This window comes from Actinotalea fermentans (genome assembly GCF_007991475.1).
Taxonomy (GTDB): domain Bacteria; phylum Actinomycetota; class Actinomycetes; order Actinomycetales; family Cellulomonadaceae; genus Actinotalea; species Actinotalea fermentans.
In genome coordinates this window covers 504,161-525,242 of record NZ_BJYK01000001.1, presented here as the reverse complement: position 1 = coordinate 525,242, position 21,082 = coordinate 504,161, and the positions used below count along the sequence as shown (strand labels likewise).

The 21,082-nt window shown below is 74.7% G+C and carries 17 protein-coding genes; 9 read left to right on the top strand and 8 right to left on the bottom strand.

The genetic code is table 11. The features are described 5' to 3' along the window. Positions 1-21: 21 nt before the first annotated feature. From cuyB to gndA, 3 genes are read right to left on the bottom strand one after another with little or no spacing between them, the layout of a single operon-like run. Positions 22-744: a cysteate racemase gene (cuyB, locus tag AFE02nite_RS02470; RefSeq protein ID WP_034244722.1), complete on the bottom strand. Its 723-nt coding sequence runs from the start codon at positions 742-744 to the stop codon at positions 22-24. Then, entirely contained in the window at positions 741-2,009 is a 1,269-nt protein-coding gene (locus AFE02nite_RS02465) for a carboxylate--amine ligase (protein ID WP_034244723.1), read from the bottom strand. Before AFE02nite_RS02465 ends, cuyB begins: the two co-directional genes overlap by 4 nt. A 5-nt stretch (positions 2,010-2,014) precedes the next feature. Continuing rightward, positions 2,015-3,454 carry an NADP-dependent phosphogluconate dehydrogenase gene (gene gndA, locus AFE02nite_RS02460; RefSeq protein ID WP_034244726.1) on the bottom strand — a complete coding sequence of 480 codons (1,440 nt, stop codon included), beginning with the start codon at positions 3,452-3,454 and terminating at the stop codon, positions 2,015-2,017. A gap of 138 nt (positions 3,455-3,592) precedes the next feature. On the opposite strand from gndA, the gene AFE02nite_RS02455 reads away from it, so the two are divergent. From AFE02nite_RS02455 to AFE02nite_RS02440, 4 genes are all read left to right on the top strand, one after another. After that, positions 3,593-4,171 (top strand): DUF3000 domain-containing protein, encoded by a 579-nt coding sequence (locus AFE02nite_RS02455; RefSeq protein WP_034244738.1) that lies wholly within the window; start codon positions 3,593-3,595, stop codon positions 4,169-4,171. A 208-nt stretch (positions 4,172-4,379) separates the two neighbouring features. Beyond that, positions 4,380-4,838, top strand: a complete 459-nt coding sequence (locus AFE02nite_RS17990; RefSeq protein WP_407643060.1) for a helix-turn-helix transcriptional regulator — start codon at positions 4,380-4,382, stop codon at positions 4,836-4,838. A gap of 114 nt (positions 4,839-4,952) precedes the next feature. Beyond that, positions 4,953-6,242: an HRDC domain-containing protein gene (locus AFE02nite_RS02445; RefSeq protein WP_146819011.1), complete on the top strand. Its 1,290-nt coding sequence runs from the start codon at positions 4,953-4,955 to the stop codon at positions 6,240-6,242. A 103-nt stretch (positions 6,243-6,345) separates the two neighbouring features. Then, positions 6,346-8,445: a 3-hydroxyacyl-CoA dehydrogenase NAD-binding domain-containing protein gene (locus AFE02nite_RS02440; RefSeq protein WP_146819009.1), complete on the top strand. Its 2,100-nt coding sequence runs from the start codon at positions 6,346-6,348 to the stop codon at positions 8,443-8,445. A gap of 94 nt (positions 8,446-8,539) precedes the next feature. Here the strand turns inward: AFE02nite_RS02440 and pflA are convergent, their stop codons facing one another. From pflA to dxs, 3 genes are all read right to left on the bottom strand, one after another. Next, the gene (gene pflA / locus AFE02nite_RS02435; RefSeq protein WP_034247676.1) at positions 8,540-9,433 is read right to left on the bottom strand and encodes a pyruvate formate-lyase-activating protein; all 894 of its coding nucleotides are present in this window, start codon (positions 9,431-9,433) and stop codon (positions 8,540-8,542) included. Positions 9,434-9,639: 206 nt separating this feature from the next. Then, the gene (pflB, locus tag AFE02nite_RS02430; protein ID WP_034247674.1) at positions 9,640-11,901 is read right to left on the bottom strand and encodes a formate C-acetyltransferase; all 2,262 of its coding nucleotides are present in this window, start codon (positions 11,899-11,901) and stop codon (positions 9,640-9,642) included. Between the two features lie 215 nt (positions 11,902-12,116). After that, on the bottom strand, positions 12,117-13,997 hold the full coding sequence (dxs, locus tag AFE02nite_RS02425) for a 1-deoxy-D-xylulose-5-phosphate synthase (RefSeq protein WP_034247672.1): 1,881 nt from the start codon (positions 13,995-13,997) through the stop codon (positions 12,117-12,119). Positions 13,998-14,077: 80 nt separating this feature from the next. Here dxs and AFE02nite_RS02420 point away from each other — a divergent pair, with 80 nt between their 5' ends. From AFE02nite_RS02420 to AFE02nite_RS02410, 3 genes are all read left to right on the top strand, one after another. Further along, entirely contained in the window at positions 14,078-15,526 is a 1,449-nt protein-coding gene (locus tag AFE02nite_RS02420) for a GuaB1 family IMP dehydrogenase-related protein (protein ID WP_034247670.1), read from the top strand. Between the two features lie 2 nt (positions 15,527-15,528). After that, positions 15,529-16,254, top strand: coding sequence for an NUDIX hydrolase (locus AFE02nite_RS02415; RefSeq protein ID WP_186814450.1), 726 nt, complete (start codon positions 15,529-15,531; stop codon positions 16,252-16,254). A 90-nt stretch (positions 16,255-16,344) separates the two neighbouring features. Continuing rightward, positions 16,345-17,268 carry an arginase family protein gene (locus tag AFE02nite_RS02410; RefSeq protein WP_034249331.1) on the top strand — a complete coding sequence of 308 codons (924 nt, stop codon included), beginning with the start codon at positions 16,345-16,347 and terminating at the stop codon, positions 17,266-17,268. A 6-nt stretch (positions 17,269-17,274) separates the two neighbouring features. On the opposite strand, the gene AFE02nite_RS02405 is transcribed toward AFE02nite_RS02410, so the two are convergent. After that, positions 17,275-18,570 carry a serpin family protein gene (locus tag AFE02nite_RS02405; RefSeq protein ID WP_146819007.1) on the bottom strand — a complete coding sequence of 432 codons (1,296 nt, stop codon included), beginning with the start codon at positions 18,568-18,570 and terminating at the stop codon, positions 17,275-17,277. A 116-nt stretch (positions 18,571-18,686) separates the two neighbouring features. Here AFE02nite_RS02405 and AFE02nite_RS02395 point away from each other — a divergent pair, with 116 nt between their 5' ends. Together AFE02nite_RS02395 and AFE02nite_RS02390 are read left to right on the top strand one after the other, a co-directional pair. Next, entirely contained in the window at positions 18,687-19,397 is a 711-nt protein-coding gene (locus AFE02nite_RS02395) for a type 1 glutamine amidotransferase (protein ID WP_146819006.1), read from the top strand. Further along, positions 19,394-20,722, top strand: coding sequence for an aminoglycoside phosphotransferase family protein (locus tag AFE02nite_RS02390; protein ID WP_261765383.1), 1,329 nt, complete (start codon positions 19,394-19,396; stop codon positions 20,720-20,722). Before AFE02nite_RS02395 ends, AFE02nite_RS02390 begins: the two co-directional genes overlap by 4 nt. Here the strand turns inward: AFE02nite_RS02390 and AFE02nite_RS02385 are convergent. Beyond that, positions 20,719-21,039 (bottom strand): hypothetical protein, encoded by a 321-nt coding sequence (locus AFE02nite_RS02385; RefSeq protein ID WP_034244962.1) that lies wholly within the window; start codon positions 21,037-21,039, stop codon positions 20,719-20,721. The genes AFE02nite_RS02390 and AFE02nite_RS02385 overlap by 4 nt on opposite strands. Between the last annotated feature and the right edge of the window lie 43 nt (positions 21,040-21,082).

Sequence of the window (21,082 nt, the reverse complement as noted above, 5' to 3'; positions counted from 1 at the left end):
CGCGCGGGCGGCATCGGCCGGTCAGGCCCGGACGGTCCCTCCCGCGCGCTCGATCGTGCGCCGCGCGAGGACGTCCAGGGAGTCGACGAGGCTGCGGTCCTGCGCGAGCAGGTCGAAGTCGGCGGCGACCACCGACAGCTCCGTGCAGCCCAGGACGACGGCCTCGGCGCCCTGCGCGCGCACGCGTTCGACGAGCGTGCGGAACTCCTCGAGGTCCACCGGCCGGCCGGCCTTGACCTGCTCGTAGATGATCCGCATCAGCGACGCCTGGCCCTCGTCGTCCGGCAGCACCGTCCGCGCCCCGGCGGCCTCGATCGCGCGCTGGTAGACACCCGCGCGCACGGTGCCGCTCGTGGCCAGCAGCCCGACGGCGCCGACGCCCGGGACGCGTCGGCGGACCTCGGCGACGGTCTCGTCCACGATGTTGACGAGCGGCACCGCGACCGCCGCCTCGATCTCCTGCGTGAAGTGGTGCGCGGTGTTGCAGGGCAGCACGAGGAAGTCGACGCCGAAGGCGGCCAGCCTGCGTGCGTCGTCCGCCATCACGGGTCCGGGGTCCTCGGTCGAGCGCCCGAGGATGAAGGCCGTCCGGTCCGGGATCGACGCGTGGTTGAGCACCACCATGTCGAGGTGGTCCTGGTCCCGGTCCGCCTGCGTGAGCCGGACCACCATGTCCAGGAAGTACGCGGTCGCCTGCGGACCGACGCCCCCGATCACGCCGACCGGCAGCCGCCGCGCGCTCATCGTGCCCTCGCTGCGTCGGCCCGGCGCGCGGGTGCCGGGTAGTACCGCGCGTACTTGCGGAACTGGTTCAGCTGCGCGATCACCAGGTAGGCGAGGCGTCGCGGGTCACGCTCGGCGGAGTACCAGAGCGGGTTCGTGGCCCGGCGGGTCCGGAACAGGCGCCGCGTCCTGGCCCGCAGGGCCGGCTCGGCGACGTAGCGCAGGAGCAACGGCCGTGGCAGCACCGTGTACAGGTGCTCGTCGGTGAGCTGCTCGTCGGCACCGGGCGGCAGCGGGTCCAGGCCCTGGATCCGCTCGCGCACGTAGAGCTCCGTCGTGTTCCGGCCGGCGGCAGTGATGTAGAAGTTGCTGCGCCCGAGCCGCGGGTTGAGCTCGAAGAACACCGTCCGGCCGTCGCGCGGGTCGTACTTCAGGTCGAAGTTCGCGTACCCACGCCACCCGATGTGCTCGAGCAGCCGCCGGGCCTGCTCCACGATCTCGGCGTCGCCGCGCGTGATGATGCCGGCCGGGTTGCCGAGCGCTCCGGGCGTGTGCTCCTCGAGCAGCACGTGGCCGAACGACGCGAACCGCATCCGGCCCGCCGTGTCGCAGTAGCAGGTGAGGATGCGCATCCCCGAGTCGTCGCCCGGGATGAAGTCCTGGATGACGAACGTGTCCGTGTAGCCCGCCGTCCGGAGGCGCCCCATGAGGTCGGCCAGCTCGGCGGGCGTGTCCACCGTGAAGACCTTCTTCTTCCCGGGGAACTCGACGTGGTGGTAGGCGGCGGTGTTGCCCGTCTTCGCGATCACGGGGAAGCGCAGGTGGGAGGTGTCGGGCACCCCGCCCGCGCCGACGTCGTGCACCACCGTGGTGGGGTGCCCGAGCCCCAGCTCGGCGCAGAGGCGACCGAAGTTGTCCTTGTCGGTGACCAGGTCGAGCGTGGCCTTGTCGACGTACGGGATGACGTACAGGTCCTCGAGCTCGGCCCGGTTCTCGACGATGGTGCGCACCAGCCAGTCGGCGGAGCCGAGCAGGAGCAGACGCTTGCCCGGGAACTGGCTGGCGATGGCGCGCAGGCGCGCCACGGCCGTGCGCGGGTCGTCGATCCCCGGCTCGACGACGTTGTGCAGGATCCGGGAGTGGCGCACGACGCCGGTGGCCACCGACGAGACGACCACCGCGCGGACGCCGTAGGCCTCGTGGAAGGCCCGGGCGACGCTGTAGGCGCCGATGTCCCCGCCGAGGACGACGGGCTGGAGCTCGGGAGCGGGGACCGCGGCGCGCACCGGGCTCAGGCCTCGGTCTCGGTGCGGTCGCCCGACCAGTCGGTGTGGAACGTGCCCGGTCGGTCCGTCCGCCGGTACGTGTGCGCGCCGAAGTAGTCCCGCTGCGCCTGGATCAGGTTGGCAGGCAGACCGGCGGCACGGACGCCGTCGTAGTACGCGAGCGAGGAGGCGAAGGCGGGCACGGGCACACCGTGCGTCGCGGCGGCCGCGACGACGCGACGCCAGGCCGCGACGCCCTCGCCGACGGCCGCGGCGAAGTACGGGTCCGCCAGCAGCAGCGGCAGGGCACCGTCGCGCTCGTACGCCTGCGTGATCCGGTCGAGGAAGCGCGCACGGATGATGCAGCCGCCACGCCAGATGCGCGCCATGGCGCCCCGGTCGATGTCCCAGCCGAACTCCGCGGACGCCGCGGCGATCTGCTCGAAGCCCTGCGAGTACGCCACCACCTTCGAGGCGTACAGGGCCCGGCGGACGTCCTCGACGAACGCCGCACGGTCGGCGACCGCCCACGGCGTCGTGTGCGCCGGCAGCTCCCGACCCGCGGCGCGCTGCGCCGCCGACCCGGACAAGGCGCGCGCGAACGTCGCCTCCGCGATGCCCGTGACGGGCACGCCCAGGTCGAGCGCGCTCTGCACGGTCCAGCGCCCGGTGCCCTTCTGCTCCGCCGCGTCCATGACGACGTCGACGAACGCCGACCCCGTCGCCGCGTCGGTGTGCGCGAGCACCTCGGCGGTGATCTCGATCAGGAAGGACTCGAGGTCGCCCGTGTTCCACTCCGCGAAGACCTCGGCCAGCTCCCCTGCGGACGCCCCGAGCCCCTGGCGCAGGAGGTCGTAGGCCTCGGCGATGAGCTGCATGTCGGCGTACTCGATGCCGTTGTGCACCATCTTCACGAAGTGCCCGGCCCCGCCCGGCCCGACGTGCGTGCAGCAGGGGCTGCCGTCGACCTGTGCGGCGATCCGCTCGAGGATCGGCCCCAGCGACGCGTAGGCCTCCACCGTGCCGCCCGGCATGATCGACGGACCGTTGAGCGCGCCCTCCTCGCCGCCGGAGACGCCCGTCCCGACGAAGTGCAGGCCGAGCGCCGCGAGGGCCGCCTCGCGGCGGACCGTGTCCGGGAAGTGCGCGTTGCCGGCGTCCACGACGATGTCGCCCGGCTCGAGCAGCGGCACGAGCTCGTCGATGACGGCGTCCGTCGCGGCGCCGGCCTTGACCATGATGACGACCTTGCGGGGGCGCTCCAGGGCGGCCACCAGGTCCGCCATCGTGCGCGCCGGCACGAAGCTGCCCTCGTCGCCGTGCTCGGCGACCAGCGACTCCATGCGCCCGACCGACCGGTTGTGGACGGCGACCGTGTACCCGTTCTGGGCGAAGTTCCGGGCCAGGTTGCGGCCCATGACGGCCAGGCCCGTCACACCGATCTGGGCAGTGCCGGCAGCAGTCATCCGTGAGACCTCCGTGCTCGGTTCGCGTACGCGCTCGGGTGGCGACGTCGAGACAGCCTAGTCGGGGGCGCAGTCGGGACCACGGCCAGCGTGCCGGTCCCGGACACCCGGCCCGCGCGGCCGTACGCTGCCGCTGTGATCACCCCCGACGCGGACGTGCCTGCAGCGTTCGTGCAGGCGCTCGAGTCGCTGGGCAGCCGCCGCCTGCGGGCGGAGGTTCGCCTGAGCGAGATCCCTGCACCCGCGCGCATCGCGCCGTACGCGGTCGCGCTGAGCGCCGAGGTGGTCGCGGCGGACGACGAGCTCGTCCCCGAGGTCGAGCCGGCCTCGGGCCGGTTCGTGCTGCTGCACGACCCGGCGGGCCAGGAGGCGTGGGAGGGCACCTTCCGGGTCGTCACCCTCGTCCGCGCCGCGCTCGACACGGAGCTGGGTGGCGATCCGCTGCTCTGCGAGGCCGCGTGGACGTGGGTGGAGGACGCCCTCGGGCACGCCGACGCCGGCCACCACGCCCTGGGCGGGACGGTCACCCGCGTCGTCTCGCAGTCGTTCGGCGCGCTGACCGAGCGGCCGGGCGAGGTCGAGGTCGAGATCCGCGCGTCGTGGACCCCCGAGGGAGACCTGGGCGACCACCTCGCGGCGTGGGCGACGGTGCTGTGCACGGCCGCCGGCCTGCCTCCGCTGCCCGACGGCGTCACGGCCCTGGCGCCCCGGCGCTGACCTCCGCGCAGCCCGTCCGCCGGGGACGGTGCGCACGCACCCGGTGTGTGCCATCCTGCGAGACAGTGGGCGGTATGGCCTCAAGGCGGGCCGCGCCCGTGCCGATATGGCACGAACAGCGTCCCCCGACACGGAGCGACAGGTGACAGTCGAGCAGCTCCGCACTCCCCCGGTGCCTCGGTCGCGCGCACACGCGCCCGTCCGCGCCGTGAGCCACGTGGTCACGCAGCCCACCAGCGTGACCGACGAGGGCCCGCTCTGCCTCGTGATCCCCGAGATCGCCGAGGGTGGCGCCGGCACGCTCGTCCGCTCCCTGCGACGGCGCGACTCGACGCGCGCCGTGGTGCTCACCCGCAAGGCCGGGCGGCGCGACATCGTCGTCCTGCTGGGTGGCGGCGTCCGCGGTGCGGTGACGGCCGAGCCCCCGGGCTCCCCGCGCGGCAGCGGAAACGGCCAGGCACCGGCGGGGGTGCCCGCCCTGACGGCGCGTGAGGTCGGCGTCCTCCGGCTCGTCGCGGACGGCCGGTCGAACCGTGAGATCGGTGAGGACCTGGCGCTCTCGGCCCTCACCGTCAAGAGCCACCTCGCCCGGATCTCCCGCAAGATCGGCACCGGCGACCGCGCCGAGATGGTGGCGTTCGCCATCCGCCACGAGCTGCTGCGCTGACGGGTCTCTGCTCGGCCGCGGATCGACCGTGAGCGACGGCTGATCGACTGCTGATCGGCCGCTGATCGGCCCTGTCGTCCGGGCCGCGCGCCCTGCAGGCCGTACGGTGGATTCATGGCTCACCCGGACTCGGCGGACACCCCGCCGGAGACTCCCGCGCCTCCGGTGGCCGCCCGGGAGGCCGCACAGCCGCCCGCCGAGCCCACCGTGATCCCGCTCACCGAGCCCGCGGACGGGGTCCCCGACGTCGTCGACACCCCCGAGGCCCTCGCGGCCGTCGTGGCGGCCTTCGCCGCCGGCCACGGTCCCGTGGCGGTCGACGCCGAGCGCGCCTCCGGCTACCGCTACGGCCAGCGCACCTACCTCGTCCAGCTGCGGCGCGAGGGCGCCGGGACGGCGATCATCGACCCCGTCGCCCTGCCGGACCTGTCGGCGCTGTCCGCGGCGTTGCGCGGCGTGGAGTGGGTGCTGCACGCCGCCTCGCAGGACCTGCCGGGGCTCGCCGAGCAAGGGCTCGTGGCTGACGAGGTCTTCGACACCGAGCTCGCCGCGCGCCTCCTCGGCATGGAACGCGTGGGGCTCGCGGCGGTCGTCGCGGACGTGCTCGGCCTGGGCCTGGCGAAGGAGCACTCCGCCGTCGACTGGTCCACCCGCCCGCTCCCGCGGGACTGGCTCCGGTACGCGGCCCTGGACGTCGAGCTCCTCGTGCAGGTGCGCGACGTCCTCGCCGGGCGACTGGCGGAGGCGGGGAAGGCCGAGTGGGCCCGCCAGGAGTTCGCGGCCGTCCGCGACGCGCCACCCGCGCCGCCGCGCGTCGAGCCGTGGCGCCGCACCTCCGGTCTGCACGCCGTGCGCAGCACCCGCGGCCTCGCCGTCGTCCGTGCCCTGTGGGAGGCGCGGGACGCCGACGCGCGGGCGCGGGACATCTCGCCGGGCAGGGTGCTGCCGGACGCCGCGCTGGTCGCGGCCGGCCTGGCCCTGCCCCGGTCCGTGGCGGAGCTCACCGAGCTCAAGGCCTTCTCGGGCCGGGCGACCAAGCGGCGGGCGGCCTTCTGGTTCGCGGCCGTGCAGCGCGGCCTCGAGGTCCCCGACGCAGCGCTGCCGTCGCCCCGCGGCCCGCGGACCGACGGGCCGCCGCCGCCGCGCGCGTGGGCCGACCGCGATCCCGCCGCCGCCGCCCGGCTCGCTGCCGCGCGCGAGATCCTGCACGGGCTGAGCGAGGGGCTCCGGGTCCCCGTGGAGAACCTCCTCCAGCCGGACCTGCTGCGCCGGCTGTGCTGGTCTCCCCCGGACCCGGTGACGACGGAGTCCGTCGCTGCCGCGCTGACGGCCGGCGGTGCCCGGCCGTGGCAGGTCGACCTGGCCGCCGCGCCTCTCGCGCAGGCATTTGTTACGGTGCATTAGCCGCTCCTGATCAAGGACGGCTCGGCAGCCCACGGCGCGACGAGGCGTCGACGGCACGTGGGCCGATCCCGCAAGGAGCCCCGATGCACCGTCAGGACCCCGCGTGACCGCCCCGCAGGACCCCTCGGCCGAGCAGGTGACGCACGCCGTCGTCACCGACGTCCCGTTGCCGGGCGACGTCGGGACGCTCGCGCTCGTCACGCTCACCGGCAGTCCCGGGCGTCCCACGACGCTCGGCCCCCGCGGGCTGGCGAACCTCCAGGCGGCGCTGACGGAGCTGGCCCGGCGCGCGCGCGACGGCGAGGTGGCCGCCGTCGGGATCACCGGGACCCCGCCCGTGTTCGCCGCTGGCGCGGACCTCGACGTCGTGCTCGCCCTGCGGGACCACGCGGAGTCCCGGGCCGTGGCGGAGCTCGGCCACGACACGCTGCGCCTGCTCGGCGAGATGGCGGTGCCGACGTTCGCGTTCCTGAACGGGCCGGCCCTCGGTGGCGGCCTCGAGATCGCACTCCACTGCACCTACCGCACGGCCGCCGCCGACGTGCGGGCGCTGGCCCTCCCGGAGGTCCGGCTCGGCCTCGTCCCCGGCTGGGGTGGCTGTTGGCTGCTCCCGCGGCTCGTGGGCGTCGAGGCGGCGCTGGACGTCATCGTCCGGCGCGCGCTGGCGGGCCGCATGACCAGCGCGGCCGACGCCGCGGCGCTCGGCCTCGTCGACCACCTCGTCGACCCCGGTCGCGTGGTGCCCGACTCCGTCGCCTGGGTCGCCGACGTCCTGCGCGGCCTGGACGTGCCCCGGCGCGCGCTCGACGACGCGGACACGTGGCAGCGGGCGGTCGACGCCGCTCGGGCGGACGTCGAGCGGCGCCTGCACGGCGCGGCGCCGGCCGCCGTGCACGCCGTCGAGCTCGTCGCGGCCGCCCGCACCGCCGGCCGCGACGAGGGCTTCGCGGCGGAGGACGACGTCCTCACCGAGCTCCTGGTCTCCCCCGAGGTGCGCGCCGGCATCCACGCCCAGCGCGTCACGGCCCGCGCGGCGCGCGGCCGCCGCACCGCAGGCGATCACGGCGCCCGCCGGGCGATCCGCTCGGTCGGCGTCGTCGGTGGCGGGCTCATGGCGAGCCAGCTCGCGGTGCTGCTGGCCAGCAGGCTCCAGGTGCCCGTGGCGATGCGGGAGGTGGACGACGAGCGCGCGGCGCAAGGTCGCGCGCGGGTGCGCGCCGAGGTGGCCGGCCTGGTCCGGGCCGGGCGCGTGGACGAGGCGGGGGCCGAGCGCCTGCTCGAGGCGGTCAGCATCGGGACCGACCTCGCGGTCCTGCGCAGCGCCGACCTCGTCATCGAGGCGGTCACGGAGGTGATGTCCGTCAAGCAGCAGGTGTTCGCCGAGCTCGAGCCGCTGCTCGCACCCGACGCGATCCTCGCGACCAACACCTCCGCGCTGTCCGTGACGACCATGGGCGAGCACCTGGCCCACCCCGAGCGCGTCGTCGGGCTGCACTTCTTCAACCCGGTCGCGAAGATGCCGCTGCTGGAGGTGGTGCACACGGCGCACACCGACGCGCGCACCCGCGCGACCGCGACGGACCTGGCCGGGCGCCTGGGCAAGACGGCGGTCGAGGTGGCGGACCGTCCCGGGTTCGTCGTGAACCGGCTGCTGCTGCGGCTGCTCGGCGACGTCCTGGCGTGCGTCGAGGACGGCACGCCCACCAGGGTGGCCGACGCGGCGATCCGGCCGCTCGGCCTCCCGATGGGCCCGTTCACGCTCCTGCAGCTCGTCGGGCCCGCGGTGGCCGGTCACGTCCTCGGCACCTTGCACGACGAGCTGGGCGACCGCTTCCGCCTCTCCCCCGGCCTGTCCCGCCTGGCGGCCGACGGGCGTCCCCTGGTCGCCCCGGGCCCGACCGGCGAGGACGAGCCGCAGGCCTGGGTGCAGGAGGCCTTCGGGCAGCCGGGCGGATCGGGCGCCCGGGACGCCCAGGGCGTGCTCGATCACGTGCTGGGAGGGCTGAGCGAGGAGGTCGGCGCCCTGGTGAGCGAGGGCGTGGTCACCGGGCCCGACGACGTGGACGTCTGCATGGTGCTGGGTGCGGGCTGGCCGTTCCACCTGGGCGGCATCACGCCGTACCTGGACCGGACGGGCTGGTCGACGCGCGTCCTGGGACGCACGCTCCACGACCCCGCGGCGTTCGGGCCGTCCCCCGTCTGAGCGGAACCGCCCGAGCTGAACCGCCTGAGCGGCACGGTCTGAGCGGCACCGCCCCGACGGCCTCGCGGGAGCGACGCCGTCGGGCGGGTGCCGGTCAGTAGACCTGCAGGCCCCGCTCGCGGAACTGCCCGCGCACGCGCTCGACGAGCTCGGGCGTCGGGGCGGGCGTGTCGCCGAGCTCGTACGTCATGCCCAGCGACGCCCACTTGTCGCGGCCCATCTGGTGGAACGGGAGCACCTCGACGCGCGTGACGGTGGACAGCGTGGCGACGTAGTCGGCCACCGCGGCGACGTTGGCCACCTCGTCGGTCAGGCCCGGCACAAGGACGAAGCGGATCCAGATCTCGATGCCGCGCTCGGCCAGGCGGGCACCGAAGTCGAGCGTGGGCTGCAGGTCGCGCCCGGTGACCCGGCGGTAGGTCTCCGGGAGACCCGACTTGACGTCCAGCAGGACGAGGTCGACGTCGTCGAGCATCTCGTCGCTGGCGGACGCGCCGAGGAAGCCGGACGTGTCGATCGCCGTGTGGATGCCGAGCTCCTTGGCGCCCCGCAGCAGCCGGCGCACGAAGGCCGGCTGCATGAGCGGCTCGCCGCCCGAGACCGTCAGGCCGCCGCCGGTGGCCTTGAAGATGGCGCGGTACCGGGACAGCCGGCCGAGGACCTCCTCGGCGAGGACGGGGTCGCCGCGTCGCATCTCCATCGTGTCGGGGTTGTGGCAGTACAGGCAGCGCAACGGGCAGCCCGCGAGGAAGGTGGTCAGCCGGGTGCCCGGGCCGTCGACGGCCGTCACGAGCTCCCAGGAGTGCACCGAGCCGAGGTCGCCCGCACGCACCATGGTGAACGTCTCGGACCGGTCGGCCTCGGTCAGGCTCAGGCCGGCGGTGCCGGCGTGCGTGCGGGCCGCCGCACCACCCACGAGCGGGGAGGCGAGCTCGACGATCGGTGCCCCGACCTGCGCCGGGACCGTTCGGAGGTCCGTGCTGCTCATATCCCCAGTCTCCGCCGTGTCGTCCCATGAATTCATAGGACGAATGTCCATGCCTGGTTTCGGCCGTGTATGACCTGTGTCACACCGCACCGCGCGCGCCCCTCGCACCTCCCCCAACGCCAACTGGTGCACGGTGGCGCCGGATCGCCCCACATGGAGCGTCGTGGCGCCACCGTGCACCAGTTGAGGTGTGGTGGCGGTACTGGTCAGAGACCGCCGTGGAACGTCCGCGAGAGGACGTCGAGCTGCTGCTCGCGGGTGAGCCGCACGAAGTTCACCGCGTAGCCGGAGACCCGGATGGTCAGCTGCGGGTAGTTCTCCGGGTGCTCCATCGCGTCCTCGAGGGTCTCGCGGTTGAGGACGTTGATGTTCATGTGGAACCCGGACGAGACGTTGTAGGCGTCCAGCAGGCCGGCGAGGTTCGTCACCTGCTCGTCCCGCGTCCGGCCGAGGCCGGAGGGCACCACGGTCGACGTGAGCGAGATGCCGTCCTGCGCGTCGTCGTAGGGCAGCTTGGCGACCGACAGCGCCGAGGCGAGCATGCCGTGCGCGTCGCGACCGTTCATCGGGTTCGCGCCCGGGGCGAACGGCTCGCCCTTGCGACGCCCGTCGGGCGTGTTGCCCGTGTGCTTGCCGTAGACGACGTTCGAGGTGATCGTCAGCACGGACTGCGTGTGCTTGGCGTTCCGGTACGTCGGCTGCCGGCGGATCTTCGCCATGAAGTTGTGCACCAGCTGCACCGCGATGTCGTCCACGCGGTCGTCGTCGTTGCCGTAGGTCGGGAAGTCGCCCTCGACGACGTAGTCGACGACCAGGCCGGTCTCGTCGCGCACCGGGCGGACCGTGGCGTACTTGATCGCCGACAGCGAGTCGGCCGCCACGGACAGGCCGGCGATGCCGCACGCGAGCGTGCGCAGGATGGCGCGGTCGTGCAGGGCCATCTCGATGCGCTCGTAGGCGTACTTGTCGTGCGACCAGTGGATGCAGTTCAGCGCGTCCACGTAGGTCTCGGCGAGCCAGTCGAGCAGCTGGTCGTAGGCCGCCCACACCTCGTCGAAGTCCAGGACCTCGCCGGCGATCGCGGGACGGGCCGGCGCGACCTGCTTGCCGGACATCTCGTCGCGGCCGCCGTTGATCGCGTACAGCAGAGCCTTGGCGAGGTTGACCCGCGCGCCGAAGAACTGCATCTGCTTGCCGACCGTCATCGCCGAGACGCAGCACGCGATCGCGCCGTCGTCGCCGCACTGCTCGCGGATGAGCTGGTCGGACTCGTACTGGATCGCGGACGTGTCGATCGAGACCTGCGAGCAGAACCGCTTGAAGCCCTCGGGCAGCTCGTGGCTCCACAGGACCGTCAGGTTCGGCTCCGGGGCCGGGCCCAGGTTGTACAGCGTCTGCAGGTAGCGGAACGACGTGCGCGTGACCAGCGTGCGGCCGTCGACGCCCATGCCGCCGATGGACTCGGTGACCCAGGTCGGGTCGCCGGAGAACAGCGCGTCGTACTCCGGGGTGCGCAGGAAGCGCACGATCCGCAGCTTGATGACCAGGTCGTCGACGAGCTCCTGCGCCTGCTCCTCGGTCAGGACGCCCGCCGCGATGTCGCGCTCGAGGTAGACGTCGAGGAAGGTCGAGGTGCGCCCGAGCGACATCGCCGCGCCGTTCTGCTCCTTCACGGCGGCGAGGTAGGCGAAGTAGAGCCACTGGACGGCCTCGCGGCCGGTGGTCGCCGGGCCGGAGATGTCGTAGCCGTAGGAGGCCGCCATCGCCTTGAGCTCGCCGAGCGCCCGGATCTGCTCCGAGAGCTCCTCACGGTCGCGGATGATGTCCTCGGTCGAGCGCTCGAGGTTGAGCTCGCTCTTCTCGGCCTTCTTGGCCGCGACGAGGGCGTCGACGCCGTACAGGGGCACCCGGCGGTAGTCGCCGATGATCCGGCCGCGGCCGTAGGCGTCGGGCAGGCCGGTGACGATGTGCGACGAGCGCGCGGCGCGGACGTCGGGCGGGTAGACGTCGAAGACGCCGTCGTTGTGGGTCTTGCGGTACTCGGTGAAGATCTTGCGGACGTCGGCGTCGGGCTCGTAGCCGTAGGTCGTGAGGGCGTTCTCCACCATGCGGTAGCCGCCGTTGGGCATGATCGCGCGCTTGAGCGGCGCGTCCGTCTGCAGGCCGACGATGAGCTCGCTGGCCTGGTCGATGTAGCCCGGCGCGTGCGACGTGATCGTGGACGGCGTGTGCGGGTCGACGTCGTACACGCCCTTGGCCCGCTCGGCGGGGAACATCTCGAGCAGGCGCGCCCAGATGCCGGTCGTCCGCGGCGTCGGGCCGGCGAGGAACGTCGCGTCGCCGGTGTACGGGGTGTAGTTGCGCTGGATGAAGTCGCGGACGTCGATCTGCTCGCTCCACGGCCCTGGCACGAATCCGCGCCACGCCTCAGGGGTGATGCCGGCCTGCGCCTCGGTGGTGACTGCCATCGCCTTACTCCCTGTCTACGTCGGTGATGACCACGCTAGGAACGCAAACATGGGATGACCTGGGACCTTCGGGCAAGATCATGGGATGACTTGGTGACCTGCGTCACAATCTCCGGCGCCCCGCGCACGATCCGCCGGAACAAAAGCCCGCCTGATGAACGAGCGGAACCGACGGGTCCCCCGCAGGGCCGACCGGCGGACCGGACCGACGCGCGTCAGGAGCCCGCGCGCACCCGGTGCAGGATGTCCTGCGCGACGTCCTCGGCGCGCAGGCGCAGCTCCTCCACGAGCTGGCCGCGGGTGGCGTGGACCGGGAACGTGGCCGGCACGCCCGCGAACGTGAACGACGTCGTCAGGCCCGCCTCCGCACACCGCTGCGCCACCAGCGCGCCGACGCCGCCCTCCACCGAGCCGTCCTCGAGGACCGCCACGTGGTCGTGCTCCCCCGCCAGCTTCACGAGCGCCGCGGGTAGCGGGAGCACCCAGCGCGGGTCGACGACCGTCGCGCCGACGCCCGCCGCAGCGAGGATCTCCGCTGCCTGCACCGCCGTCGCGGCCATCGGCCCGACGCCCACGAGCAGGACGCGCGGTCCTTCCCCCGCCGTGCGCGCGAGGACGTCCACGCCCTCGACCGTGTCGATCACCGGAAGGGGCTCGGGAAGCGGGCCCTTCGGGAACCGCACGACGCTCGGGGCGTCGTCGATGTCCACGGCCACGCGCAGCGCGGACCTGAGGGTCTCCTCGTCCCGGGGCGCCGCGACGTGCAGGCCAGGGACGACCCGCAGCACGGCCATGTCCCACACACCGTTGTGGCTCGGACCGTCGTCGCCGGTGATGCCCGCCCGGTCGAGCACGAACGTGACGCCTGCCTTGTGCAGCGCCACGTCCATCAGCACCTGGTCGAACGCGCGGTTGAGGAACGTCGCGTACACCGCGACCACCGGGTGCAGGCCAGCGAAGGCCATGCCCGCGGCGGACGTCACGGCGTGCTGCTCGGCGATCCCGACGTCGAACACGCGCGACGGGAACGCCTTGGCGAACGGCGCCAGCCCCACCGGCTGCAGCATCGCGGCGGTGACGGCGACCACGTCCGGACGGCGATGGCCGATGGTGACGATCTCGTCGGCGAACACCGAGGTCCACCCGAACCGCGACGGCGCCACCGGCAGCCCGGTCTCGGGGTGGATCTGGCCGACGGCGTGGAACCGGTCCGCGACGTCCTGCTCCGCGGGCACGTAGCCGCGCCCCTTCTCGGTGATGCAGTGCACGATGACGGGCCCGCCGAAGTCGCGCGCCAGGCGCAGCGCGCGCTCGACGGCGCCGACGTCGTGTCCGTCGACCGGCCCGATGTACTTCAGGCCGAGGTCCTCGAACATGCCCTGCGGCGCGACGACGTCCTTGAGGCCCTTCTTCATCCCGTGCAGCGCGCCGTAGACGAGGCGGCCGGGCGGGCCGGAGCGGCGCAGCGCGCGCTTGCCCCACGCCAGCACGTCCTCGTACGAGCGCGCGGTCCGGAGCCGGTCCAGGTGCTCGGCGAACCCGCCGATCGTCGGGTCGTAGGAGCGCCCGTTGTCGTTGACGACGATGACGAGGCGCCGGTCCTGAGCGGCGGCGATGTTGTTCAGGGCCTCCCAGGCCATGCCGCCGGTCAGCGCGCCGTCGCCGATGACCGCGACGACGTGCCGATCGATGCTGCCCTTGATGGCGTACGCCTTCGCGATCCCGTCCGCCCAGGACAGCGCCGTCGACGCGTGCGAGTTCTCCACGACGTCGTGCACCGACTCCGCGCGGTTCGGGTAGCCGGACAGCCCGCCCCGCTGGCGCAGCCCCGCGAAGTCGTCCGCGCGGCCCGTCAGGATCTTGTGCACGTAGGCCTGGTGACCGGTGTCGAAGACGATCGTGTCGCGCGGCGACTCGAAGACCCGGTGCAGCGCGATCGTCAGCTCGACGACGCCGAGGTTCGGCCCGAGGTGCCCGCCGGTCCGCGAGACGGACTGGACCAGGAAGTGCCGGATCTCGGCGGCGAGGCGGTCGAGGTCGTCCCGGCTGAGGGCACGCACGTCGGCGGGCGCGTGGATCCGGGGCAGGACGGCCATCGGGCCATCGTACGTGGTGGGCGGCCACCGGGCCGGTCGCGGCGGGCCGGTCGCGGCGGGCCCGCACGTACGCTGGCGGCATGCGGTTCCTCCCGGGTCACCACACGGCCAGCGACCTCACCTACGGTGACGTCTTCCTCGTTCCGTCCCGCTCCGACGTCGCCTCGCGCTTCGACGTCGACCTGACGCCGCCGGACGGCGCCGGCACGACGATCCCCGTCGTCGTCGCGAACATGACGGCCGTCTCCGGGCGCCGGATGGCCGAGACCGTCGCCAGGCGCGGCGCGCTCGCGATCATCCCGCAGGACATCCCCGCCGAGGTGGTGGCGGACGTCGTCGCCTCGGTCAAGCAGCGGCACCCGGTGGTCGAGAGCGCGGTGGTGGTGTCCCCGACGGACACGGTGCACACGGCCCTGACGCTCATCGGCAAGCGCTCGCACGGGGCGGCCGTCGTGGTCGCCGACGGCGCGCCCGTCGGGGTGCTCACGGAGGCCGACTGCCACGGCGTGGACCGCTTCACCCAGGTCGCCGCCGTGATGACGCCCGAACCCACGATCATCGAGGCGTCCGTGCTCGACGGCGGCGACGGCCTCGCCCAGGCCTTCGACCGGCTGCACGCCTCGCGTCGGCGGTTCACGCCCGTGGTCGACGGCGGCCGGCTGGTCGGCGTCCTGACCCGCACCGGTGCCCTCCGCTCGAGCGTCTACCGCCCGGCGCTCGACGACGACGGCCGACTGCGCGTCGGGGCGGCCGTCGGGATCAACGGTGACGTCCGCGCGAAGGCGGCTGCACTCCTCGAGGCCGGCGTGGACCTGCTCGTGGTGGACACCGCGCACGGGCACCAGGTCAAGGCCCTCGAGGCCGTCGCCGCGGTGCGCTCCCTGCACCCCCAGGTGCCGCTCGTGGCCGGGAACGTGGTCACCGCCGAGGGCACGCGCGACCTCGTCGCGGCGGGTGCGGACATCGTCAAGGTGGGCGTGGGCCCGGGTGCGATGTGCACGACCCGGATGATGACGGCCGTCGGCCGCCCGCAGCTCTCGGCCGTCCTCGCGTGCGCCGAGGCGGCCCGGGCGCTCGGCCGCCACGTGTGGGCCGACGGCGGCGTCCGGCACCCCCGCGACGTCGCCCTGGCCCTCGCGGCGGGCGCCTCCCAGGTGATGATCGGCTCCTGGTTCGCGGGCACCCACGAGAGCCCGGGCGACCTGCACGCCGACGCCGACGGCCGGCTGTACAAGGAGAGCTTCGGCATGGCGTCGGCGCGGGCCGTGGCCGCACGGACTGTCGGCGACAGCCCCTTCGAGCGCGCCCGCAAGGCGCTCTACGAGGAGGGCATCTCCTCCTCGCGGATGTACCTGGACCCGGACCGGCCCGGCGTCGAGGACCTCCTCGACCAGATCACCGCCGGCCTGCGCAGCGCGTGCACCTACGCGGGCGCCGCGACGCTCGCCGAGTTCGCCGACCGCGCCGTCCTGGGCATCCAGTCGACGGCCGGCTACGAGGAGGGCCGGCCCCTGCCGGCCGGCTGGTGACCGTGGCCGACTCCCGGCCCGGGGAGGCGACCGCCACCGAAGGCGCCCGCGCGCAGCTGGCGGCCCTGGCCGCCCGCGGGGTCGCGTGGCCGCCGCTGCCGCCCGTCTCCGGCCACCCGCGGCCTGCCGCGGTGCTCGTGCTCTTCGGGGTGCTGGACGGCCGCCCGGCCGTGCACCCGTCGGCGGCCGTCCCGGCGGACCTCGACCTGCTGCTCGTGGGCCGCGCCGCATCGCTCGCCCACCACCCGGGCCAGGTCGCGTTCCCCGGCGGCCGGCTGGAGGAGGACGACGACGGCCCCGAGGCCGCCGCCCTGCGCGAGGCGGAGGAGGAGACCGGTCTCGACCCGGCCGGCGTCGAGGTCCTCGGCACGCTCGCCCAGCTGCCCGTGCACGTGAGCAACCACGTCGTCGTGCCCGTGCTCGCCTGGTGGGCGACGCCGTCGCCCGTCGCCGTCGTGGACCACCGCGAGTCGGCCACCGTCTTCCGCGCACCCGTGGCGGACCTCGTGGACCCGGCGAACCGCCGCACCGCCGTGCTGCCCGCACGCTTCGCGGGCGGCCGCCCGCGCCCGGCCCGTCCCGACGCCGGCCCTGCCTTCCTCGTGCCGCACGCCGCGGGGACGCACCTGGTGTGGGGCTTCACGGCGCTCGTCCTCGACCGCCTCCTCACCGAACTCGGGTGGTCCGAGCCGTGGGACACCTCGCGGACGTTCCAGGTGCCGTTGTGAGGTCCGCGACGGTCCGCGGGAGGACGCTCCGCGACACGCCTACGGCCGCGCCGGGCTGCGTTTCTGCTCGTCAATGCCTACGGTGCAGCCATGGTCGATGACGCGAACGGCGTGACGCGCCGCGGCTGGGGCGTGGTCGGGGTGCCGTCGAGCGCGGCGGCCCACTGGCCCGGGATCGAGAAGGCCCCTCGCGCGCTGCGCGAGGCGGGCCTCGTCGAGGCGATGCGCTCCGCCGGCCTGAGCGTCGTGGACCACGGCGACCGGCCCGAGGCCCGGTTTCGTGCCGCCCGCTCCGCCGACGAGCCGAACGACCTCGCGCGCGTCGTCGACGTGGTGCAGGACGCGGCGACCGCGATCGGCGAGATCGTCGCGGCCCGCCGGCGCCCCCTCGTCCTCGGCGGCGAGTGCACGCTCGCCCTCTCCCTGGTCAGCGCCTACGCGCGGGCGGGCCAGGACGTCGGGATCGTCTACGTCGACGGCGGCCAGGACCTCATGCTCCCGGCCGACCGGCCCCAGGAGCCGATCCTGGACTCCATGGGCATGGCGCACATGCTCGACCTGCCCGGCGCGGCCGACGCGCTGGCCGGCATCGGGCCGCGCCGCCCGCTGCTCACGCCGGACCGCGTCTGCTTCTTCGGCTTCGACGACAGCGACGAGGACGTCCACGGCCTCGTGCCGTCGCTGCGGTTCACGGCCGCCCAGGTCACGGGTGACCCGGTCGGCACCGCCGTGCACGTGGCGGAGGCCGCGAGCAAGGCGGCCGACGGGTTCGTCATCCACCTCGACGTCGACGTGCTCGACTACCTGCTGCTGCCCGCCGCGGACGTGCCGCAGTACGGGCGCGGGCTGCGGGTCTCGACGCTCGTGCAGTCGCTCGGCATCCTCGCGGCCCGGCCGGAGTTCGCGGGCATGACGCTCGTCGAGTTCAACCCCGACCACGCGGCGGGCGACGGCTCGACCGCCCGAGAGCTGGTGCGCGCCGTCGTCTCGATCCTGGCGCACGCCCCCCGCTGAGGCGGGTCAGTCCTCGGCGTCGGAAGGGTCGGCGACGCGCCCGGCGAAGAGCACCAGTCCGGTGCCGGAGTGCACCACCTGGTACTCGAACGGCCGGTCGAACCGCACCTCGAGCGGCTGCGTCGGCGCGGCTCCCGCGTCGAGCGAGATCGCCGTCACGGCCGCGGCCACCGTGCCCTTCTCGGCCACCGTGATCGTCGCGCCCTGGGCGATCGCACTGACGAACGCGTCCGGGAACACGCCGTCCAGGTCGCCGTCCGGCTCGCGCAGGGAGCCCAGGCCGAGCTCCGCGAGGGCCTCGGTCAGGGCGAGCGTCGTGTCGGTCGTCCAGCTGGGCAGGGTGAGGAGCACCTCGGTGCCCGACGCGCGGGACAGCGCCGCATGGGCCTGCGCCCACGCGTCCGCCGCGAGCGCGCCCGCGTCAGGGAGCACGAGCCGCATCGCGAAACCCTCCGTGTACGGGAGCTCGACGGCCACCCAGCCGTCGCCCTCGGCGTACGGCACGACGGTCGTCTGGTGCATGAGCGGCACCTGGACGCTCGTACCGTCGGCACGCGTGAACGGGCCGTCGGCCGTGTTCTCGGCCGCGAACGGGCTCGCCCACGTCGCCCCGAACGTCACCGCGTCCATGAGCACCACGCGCGTCTGCGGCGTCGTCGGCGCTGGGCACTCGGTCAGGAGGCCGCCCGTCTCCTCGGCCACCCAGGCGTCCAGCGCGGGCTTCGGGTCACCCGTGCGGAAGTCGACCTCGTAGACCTCGGCGTCGTGGTACGCGGCCACCCGCTCGAGGAACGCGGGGACCACGCCGAAGTCCTGCTGCACGAACGCGCTGTCCGCGACGTGCAGCAGCGGCACCTCGGGCGGCTCGTCGGGGTCGATGCCCGCGACGTCGCCCTCGTACTGCGCGAGCAGCGCGCGCAGGTCGGCCACCGCCTGGCTCCCGGGGAGCCCGGCCGCCGCGTCGATCTCGGCGGCCGGGGTGCCCGTGGCACCCTCGCGCAGCAGCGCGAGCGCCAGCTGCAGGCTGAGCGGCGACACGACGGCGTCCTCCCCCGCCGGCGCGACGTCGAGCAGCTCGGTGGCCAGCCGCACCGACGCGTCCACCATCGGCTGCTCGGGCCGGGCGTCGTCGGCCACCCCGACGAACCGCGCGTCGGCCGCGAGCGGCGCGGGCAGGTCGCTGTCGCCGCCCGCGCACCCACCGGCGGCGAGCACCGCCGTCGTCGTCACCACGGCCAGCGCCGCCCTCGCCGTCGCCGGCCGCGCCGTCCGCCCCGCTGCCGTGTTCCTGGTCCCGTGCACCGCCGGCTCCCCTCGTGGCCCTCTACCAGGAGTGTGTCCCGAGGACCCGCGCCGTTGCGGCCGATCCGGTGCGACGTCGCGCGTCCCGGTGCCCGGGTCCCCCGTAGGCTGCCCCGGTGACCGCGCGCCCGCTCCTCGTGCTGCAGCACGCGCCCTGGGAAGGACCGGCACTGGTCGCCCGCGCCCTCGCCGCGCGTGCGCCGGGCGTCGAGCTGGTCACCCGCTCGGTCCTCGACCACGCCGCTCCTGACCTCCCGGCCCCCGCTGACCTCGCCGGCCTGGTCGTCCTCGGCGGCCCCATGGGTGCCGACGACGACGCCCGGCACCCCGGGCTGGCCGCCGAGCGCTCGCTGCTGGCCCGGGCGGTCGACGCCGACCTGCCGGTGCTCGGCGTGTGCCTGGGGATGCAGCTGCTCGCGCGCGCCCTCGGGGCGGCCGTGCACGCGGGCCACGGCACCGAGATCGGCTTCGCACCCGTCGAGGTCCTCGCGGACGACCCGGTGCTGCGACCCCTCGGTCCTGCGCCGACGGTGCTGCACTGGCACTCCGACGCCGCCGAGCTGCCCTCGGGCGCCACCCTGCTCGCCCGCAGCACGGTGACGCCCGTCCAGGCGTTCCGCGCGGGCAGCGCGCTCGGTCTGCAGTTCCACCTCGAGCTGGACGCCCCGGACCTCGAGGCGTGGCTCGCGAGCCCGGCCGCGGGCGAGCTGGCACCGGGCGGCGCGAGCGAGCTGCGAGCCGCGGCCGCGGAGGTGTTCCCCGCCGTCGTGCCGGGAGCGCTCAGCGGCCTGGCCGCGTTCGCCGACGCCGTCCGGGACCGCGCGTGACACCCGAGCGCGCGGCGGCCGTGGGCGCGCTGCTCGAGCGCGTGCCGGGATGGGCGGCGGGACGGCCGGAGGTGACCGCCGTCGGCCTGTGCGGGTCGTGGGCCGCGGCGCGGGCTCGCGACGACTCCGACGTCGACCTGGTCGTCCTCACCGCCCGACGCGCGGACCTCGCCGCGGACCTCGGCTGGCTCGCCGGCCTGTGCGGCGGTCCCGCGACGGTGGACCGCGTGCGCGACTGGGGGCCGCACCTCACGGAGGTCCGTGCCGTCCTGGTCGACGGTCTGGAGGTCGAGGTCGGGCTCGCCGACCTCGCGTGGGCCGCCACGGACCCGGTGGACCCGGGCACCGAGCGCGTCGTGACGGACGCCTGGGTGACGTTGTACGACCCGGGCGACGCGCTCGGGTCGCTCACGCACGCGGTGCACCGGCGCCCGGCGGCCGACGTCGTCGTCACGGAGGACCTCGTGCGGCGACTGCTCGCCGAGCAGCACCCCGACCTCGCCGACCACGCCCTGGTCCACGCCGACGGCGGCTGGGACAACGAGATGTACCGCCTGGGCGACGACCTGGCCGTGCGCCTGCCCCGCCGGGAGGTCGCCGCGGAGCTCGCCGCGAACGAGCACCGCTGGCTCCCCCGGCTCGCTCCGCTGCTGCGGCTGCGGCTGCCGGCGCCCGTCCGTACCGGCCGCCCGACGCGCGGCTTCCCCTACCCGTGGGGCGTCGTGCCGTGGCTGCCGGGCGCACCGGCGTGGCGTGAGCCCGTGGCCGGACGCACCGCCTGGGCGGCCGACCTCGCGGACGCCCTGGCCGACCTGCACGTGGCCGCGCCCACCGACGCTCCCGTCAACCCGTTCCGCTCCGGCCCTCTCGCCAACCGCGACGAGGCCGTGCGTCAGCGCCTGCTCGTCCCCGTCCCGGGCCTTCCCGACGCCGGACGCCTGCAGGCGGTCTGGCGGGACGCGCTGGCGGCGCCGCCGCTCCTCGGCCCGCCGACGTGGGTGCACGGCGACCCGCACCCCGCGAACCTGCTCGTCGCGAGCGGTCGCCTGGTCGCGCTGGTCGACTTCGGGGACCTCACCGCCGGCGACCCCGCCACCGACCTCGCCACGGCGTGGCTGACGTTCGACGAGGTGGGTCGCGCCGCGTTCCGCGATCGGCTCATGGCGCGCGGCGCGCTCGACGGCCCCACGTGGCGCCGGGCCCGAGGCTGGGCCTTGTCGATGGGCCTGACCATGGTGCGCCGCGCGAGCGACCCGGCCATCGGCGGCATCGGTCGGCATGCGCTCGGCCAGCTCCTCGCCGAGCCCGGCCCGCCGGCGTCCTAGAGGACCGGGACGCCCGCGCCCCGCAGCGCCTCGACGACCTTCGTCACGTTCTTGCCGTTCTTGCCGAAGTCGACGAGCTGCGTCTGCATCGAGCAGGTGCTCGTGAGCGTCACGAGCGACCCGCGCGGGCCGAAGCCCACGGTCGCCGTGACCTCCTCGCCCCAGCTGCTCCAGCCGACGGACGTCACGCCCCGCAGGAACCCGCCGCCACCGCGGACGCCCTGGACACCCGTCGCCGCGAGCGCCTGGTACACGGCTGCCTCCGCCTGCTGCGGGACGAGCGCGACCTCGACGGTCTGCGTGAAGCTGTGTGCCACGTCGGCCCTCCTCCGGTCGGGCCGCAGCCTAGGGGACGCGACC